Raw genomic sequence first — 4,327 nt, forward strand, 5'->3', positions numbered from 1 at the left:
GCCGACCCGCACGTCCCGCCGCCCGGCGGGGAGAGCCTGATCGCCACCGTGGCCCGGGTGGCGCGGGTGCGTGACCGGCTGCTCGCCGAGCAGCCGGGCGGGCGGGTCCTCGTCGTCTCACACGTCACGCCGATCAAGGGGTTGGCCCAGCTGGCGCTGGCGGCGGAACCGGCCGTGCTCTACCGCCTCCACCTGGATCTGGTGTCGATAACGACTATCGACTGGTACTCCGACGGCCCGGCGGTGCTACGCGGGTTCAACGACACCCATCACATGACGGGCCAGACGATCTACGGCGAATAGGGGCAGCTCAGGCGGAGACGCAGGCGCTGCATTCCACCGTTGTGGATCTCCATGGGCGGATCTCGAGGCTCACGGTGGTCTCTTCCGCGGACCGGTCCGATGCGCAGGTCGGTGGTGCGGTCGAGGGGATGGTGTTCGACGCCGACGCCGACGCCGACGCCGACGCCGACGCGATGTCGGTGCGTGAGGTGCTGTCCCCGCAGACCGGCGTGCGGGTATCCGGGGTGGGCGGCCGTGAGCGGCGGACGACGGCGGACGAGCGTGAGGCGTTCATCCAACGGGCCAGGGTGGCGGCCCGCGAGCCGCGCACGGAGGTCCAGGTCCGGGCCGAGGTCGACCGGATGCTGTGGGCGGCCGGATGGGTCGTGCAGGACGTCTCCGCGCTGAACCTGTTCGCCGCCGACGGGGTGGCGGTGCGTGAGGGGCGCACGGTCTCCGGTCCGGCCGACTACTTGCTGTACGTCAACCAGGCGCTGGTCGGTGTGATCGAGGCGAAGCGGGAGGGGACGCCGCTCACCCAGGTAGAGAGCCAGTCCGCCCGATACGCGGAGACGTTGACGAAGGAGCAGCGGATGGCCGCCTGGCGTGCCCCGCTGCCGTTCCGGTACGAGACAACGGCGGTGGAGACCCAGTTCACCAACGACCTCGACCCCGCGCCGAGGGCCCGGCGGGTCTTCTCCTTCCACCAGCCGGCGACACTGGCCCGATGGATGCGGGAGGCCGACGAGGACCCGGCGTACCCGACCCTGCGGGCCAGGCTCGCCGCGATGCCGGCGGCGTTTCCGCTGGCCACCGGGTCGCTGCGGCCGGCGCAGGTCGACGCGGTGACCGGGCTGGAACGTTCGCTCGCCGCCGGCCGGCCGCGGGCGCTGATCCAGATGGCGACCGGTGCGGGAAAGACGTACGCGGCCGTGACCGCGAGCTGCCGGCTGCTGCGCCACGCGCGGGCCCGCCGCGTCCTGTTCCTGGTGGACCGCAACAACCTGGGCCGGCAGGCGCGCACCGAGTTCTCCGGCTACCCGATCCCGGATGACGGCCGCCGGTTCACCGACCTGTACAACGCCGAGATCCTCGCCGGCTCGGGGATGGCCGACTCCTGGCAGGTGGTTATCTCGACGGTCCAGCGGCTGTACGCGGTGCTGTCGGGCCGCAGCGTGCCGGATGCCGACACCGACGACCCGGACCTCGACGACGGCCCGGCGGAGATGGGCGACGAGGACGCCGAGCCGGCCGGAGAGTGTCGACCTCATCATCATCGACGAGTGTCACCGTTCCATCTACGGGAAATGGCGGGCGGTGCTGGAGTACTTCGAGGCCTTCCAGGTCGGGCTCACCGCGACTCCGACGAAGCAGACGCTGGGGTACTGCCAGCGGAACCTGGTAAGCGAGTACACCAACCAGCAGGCGGTGGCGGACAAGGTCAACGTCGACTTCGACGTCTACCGCATCCGCACGAAGCATGGCGAGCGGGGCGACACCATCGAGGCCGGCATCACCGTGCCGCGCCGTGACCGGCGGACCCGGGCGCAGCGGTACGAGGAGCTGGACGACGACTTCAGCTACGGCCCGGACCAGCTCGGCCGATCCGTCATCAGCGAGGGAAACCTCGACCTGGTGCTCACGACGTTCCGGGACAGGCTGTTCACCGAGATCTTCCCGGGCCGCACCGAGGCGCCGAAGACGCTGGTGTTCGCCCGCGACGACAACCACGCTGACGAGATCGTCCGCAGGATCCGGGAGGTCTTCAACCGGGGCAACGACTTCGCCGCGAAGATCACCTGCTCGGTACGGAACACCGAGGAGCTGCTGGCCTCGTTCCGGAACTCGGCGGAGCTCCGCGTCGTCGTCACCGTCGACATGATCTCCACCGGGACGGATGTGCGTCCGCTGGAATGCCTGCTGTTCCTGCGCAACCCGAAGAGCCCGGTCGCCTTCGAGTAGATGAAGGGGCGCGGCGCGCGGACGATCGACCCGACCGAGTTCCAGAGCGTCACCCCGGACGCGCGCACCAAGGACCGGTTCGTACTGGTCGACGCGGTCGGCGTCGTCGACACGAAGCGGGTGGACGCGGCCCCACTGACCCGGCATACCGAACGGCAGATCAGCCTGGAGGCGTTGCTGCGCAAGGCCGGCAGCCTGGAGATCACCACAGCGGAAACGGCGACACTCGCCTCCCGGCTCGCCCGGCTCGCCCGGCTCGCCCGGCTCAACCAGCAGCTCACCGCCGAGGAACGCACCGAGCTGGAGGCCCTCGCGCAGACGCCGCTGACGTCCGTGATTGGCAGCCTGATCCAGGCCGCCGACCCGGACCGGCTGGCCGACGCCGAGGCCGCCGGCCCGGCCGCTATCCGCGAGCTGGTGAAGGCGGCGGTGCGCCCGCTGGCGGCCAATCCCGCCCTACGCGCCCGCATGCTGGAGATCCGCCGCGCCCACGAGATCACCATCGACGAGGTGAACGCGGACGTCCTGCTCTCCGCCGGGGGCGTCGACTGGACCGAGCTGGCGCGCGATCAGGTCACCTCCTGGCGGGCGTTCCTCCGCGAGCACCACGACGAGATCGCTCTGATTGAGGCGTCCTACGAGCACGGCGGCGGGCCGCGGCCGGTGTACGCCCAGGTGATCGAGCTGGCGGCGCGGATCGCCCGACCACCGTACCTGTGGTCGCCGACTACGCTGTGGCGGTCGTACCGGGTGCTGGGGCTGGCGCCGGAGGAGCCGGAGGTAAATTACGGACCATTGGATCTGATCGGGCTGATCCGCTATGAGCTGGGCGTTGACGTCCAGCCGCGACCCCACCGGACCGTCGTCGAGGAGCGGTTCACCGCCTGGCTCACCGCGCAGCGGCACGCCGGCGTCGCGTTCACCCACGACCAGACGTGGTGGCTGGAGAAGATCAAGGAGATCGTGGTGAGTGCGGCGGGCTTCGCTGACGGCGACTTGGACGAGTGGCCGTTCACCCAACGCGGCGGAACGGACGGTTTCCTGGCCGCCTTCGGTAATGACCGCGCCAGCACCGTCCTCGACACCCTCCGCGCCGGCCTCACCGCATGACCGACCTCCCCCCCGGCTGGGAATGGGCCTGTCTGGAAGACTTGCTGGCGGTAGAACCCAGAGCCATCACCGACGGGCCTTTTGGGTCGAACCTGGCTTCGCGCCACTATACTTCGTCGGGTGCCAGAGTGATTCGCCTTCAGAACATTGGTGACGGTGCTTTCAACGACAGCGACAAGGCTTATATAGACCTCGATCATTTCGAGGAGTTGCGTGCGCACGAAGTGCACGCGGGTGACCTCGTTGCTGCCTCGCTGGATGAGGAACTCCCTCGGGCATGTATTGTTCCGGATCTCGGAGTACCAGCTGTCGTGAAGGCCGATTGTATTCGGGTTCGGCCCCACCCTTCCATCGAACCGAGTTGGCTGCTTCATGCCCTGACCTCACCGCAGTCTCGAAGATATTCGGCGTCCAAGATCAGGGGAGTCGGTCGACCTCGTCTTGGCCTCGGGGAGCTGCGACGTGTACCTCTCCCGGTGCCTCCGTTGGTCGAGCAGCGCCGCATTGTCGCAGTCCTCGAAGGGTCGCTTGAGAGAATCAGGCAAGGCGTAGGCGGGTTGGAACGTACGTTATTGCGAATTGATCATCTGCGAAGTTCGTTGCTGTCGGCGGTGTGCTTCGGCAGGGTTGGTCGGTGGGCCGACGCGCCACGTGTCACATTTCTTCATGAGCGAGTGTCGGTAGACGGTGATGTTCCGGGGATTCCACTGGAGTGGCGCTGGTGCCGTCTTGGAGAGATCGCCGACGTGGTGGGTGGGGTGACCAAGGACGGCAAGAAGCAATCCGACCCGGACCTTCCTGAGGTTCCGTACCTGCGTGTGGCGAATGTGCAGCGAGGTTATCTGGATCTTGCGAAGATATCGACGATCCGGGTGCCCGCAGCCAAGGCTCGTGCGCTCACTCTTCAGCCGGGCGATGTTCTTCTGAACGAAGGTGGGGACCGCGATAAGCTCGGACGTGGGTGGGTGTGGGG

Annotated in this window: 4 protein-coding genes and 2 pseudogenes; all 6 read left to right on the plus strand. The window is 68.2% G+C overall.

Going from position 1 to position 4,327, the window contains the following annotated elements:
* A partial coding sequence (locus tag AC08OP_RS17555) for a histidine phosphatase family protein (RefSeq protein WP_476615184.1) occupies positions 1-303 on the plus strand: 303 nt, incomplete at its 5' end.
* 767 nt (positions 304-1,070) lie between these two features.
* Positions 1,071-1,433 (plus strand): annotated as a pseudogene (locus tag AC08OP_RS17560) (DEAD/DEAH box helicase family protein); the annotation flags it as partial.
* 31 nt (positions 1,434-1,464) lie between these two features.
* Positions 1,465-1,704, plus strand: a pseudogene (locus AC08OP_RS17565) (DEAD/DEAH box helicase family protein); the annotation flags it as partial.
* A gap of 6 nt (positions 1,705-1,710) precedes the next feature.
* Positions 1,711-2,244, plus strand: a complete 534-nt coding sequence (locus AC08OP_RS17570) for a hypothetical protein (protein WP_476615187.1) — start codon at positions 1,711-1,713, stop codon at positions 2,242-2,244.
* Complete coding sequence (locus tag AC08OP_RS17575; RefSeq protein WP_476615185.1) at positions 2,245-3,354, plus strand: type I restriction-modification enzyme R subunit C-terminal domain-containing protein; 1,110 nt, start codon at positions 2,245-2,247, stop codon at positions 3,352-3,354.
* On the plus strand, positions 3,351-4,327 hold a 977-nt coding region (locus AC08OP_RS17580; RefSeq protein ID WP_476615186.1), incomplete at its 3' end, for a restriction endonuclease subunit S. The genes AC08OP_RS17575 and AC08OP_RS17580, both read left to right, overlap by 4 nt.

The organism is Frankia sp. CeRuru1 (genome assembly GCF_977966315.1).